Source organism: Escherichia sp. KTE114 (assembly GCF_000407765.1).
Classification (GTDB): Bacteria; Pseudomonadota; Gammaproteobacteria; order Enterobacterales; family Enterobacteriaceae; genus Escherichia; species Escherichia ruysiae.
Map to the genome: position 1 here is coordinate 1 of NZ_KE136630.1, position 1269 is coordinate 1269.

Sequence of the window (1269 nt, forward strand, 5' to 3'; positions counted from 1 at the left end):
AAAAAAAACTTTCTGCTGCACAATCTGAAGTGGTGAAAATGGATGGAGAGATTAAGACTCTCAATTCTCGTTTAAGCTCCAGTATCCATGCCCGTGATGCAGAAATGAAAACGCTCGCTGGAAAACGAAATGAACTGGCTCAGGCATCCGCTAAATATAAAGAACTGGATGAGCTGGTCAAAAAACTATCACCAAGAGCCAATGATCCGCTTCAGAACCGTCCTTTTTTTGAAGCAACCAGACGACGGGTTGGGGCCGGTAAGATTAGAGAAGAAAAACAAAAACAGGTAACAGCATCAGAAACACGTATTAACCGGATAAATGCTGATATAACTCAGATCCAGAAGGCTATTTCTCAGGTCAGTAATAATCGTAATGCCGGTATCGCTCGTGTTCATGAAGCTGAAGAAAATTTGAAAAAAGCACAGAATAATCTCCTTAATTCACAGATTAAGGATGCTGTTGATGCAACAGTTAGCTTTTATCAAACGCTGACTGAAAAATATGGTGAAAAATATTCGAAAATGGCACAGGAACTTGCTGATAAGTCTAAAGGTAAGAAAATCGGCAATGTGAATGAAGCTCTCGCTGCTTTTGAAAAATACAAGGATGTTTTAAATAAGAAATTCAGCAAAGCCGATCGTGATGCTATTTTTAATGCGTTGGCATCGGTGAAGTATGATGACTGGGCTAAACATTTAGATCAGTTTGCCAAGTACTTGAAGATTACGGGGCATGTTTCTTTTGGATATGATGTGGTATCTGATATCCTAAAAATTAAGGATACAGGTGACTGGAAGCCACTATTTCTTACATTAGAGAAGAAAGCTGCAGATGCAGGGGTGAGTTATGTTGTTGCTTTACTTTTTAGCTTGCTTGCTGGAACTACATTAGGTATTTGGGGTATTGCTATTGTTACAGGAATTCTATGCTCCTATATTGATAAGAATAAACTTAATACTATAAATGAGGTGTTAGGGATTTAATTATTCTTTATTGATATAAAAAGTCCTAGCAATCCAAATGGGATTGCTAGGACCAAACAAAGTAGATTATATAGCATAAATAGGTTTAATTTTGCTACGGGGGCGTTATTTAGGTTTTTTCTTCTTTCGAAAAAATCTTTCTTTATGAAGTTAAAAGCTATGTATTCAATAGCATATTTTGAATATGGACATAGAATAGTGCTTATCACTATTGCATATAGCATCTTATCTGACACAAGGAAATAATACCCTTCGCTGTTTTTTGTTATAAGGTATATATATA

The 1269-nt window shown here is 36.2% G+C and carries 1 protein-coding gene and 1 pseudogene; one reads left to right on the plus strand and one right to left on the minus strand.

Annotation, left to right across the window (positions count from 1 at the left end):
- Positions 1-986 (plus strand): annotated as a pseudogene (gene cea / locus WC5_RS25960) (pore-forming bacteriocin colicin E1); the annotation flags it as partial.
- On the opposite strand, the gene WC5_RS0122945 reads toward cea, so the two are convergent.
- Entirely contained in the window at positions 983-1264 is a 282-nt protein-coding gene (locus tag WC5_RS0122945; RefSeq protein WP_050558886.1) for a colicin E1 immunity protein, read from the minus strand. The pseudogene cea and the gene WC5_RS0122945 sit on opposite strands and share 4 nt — an antisense overlap.
- Between the last annotated feature and the right edge of the window lie 5 nt (positions 1265-1269).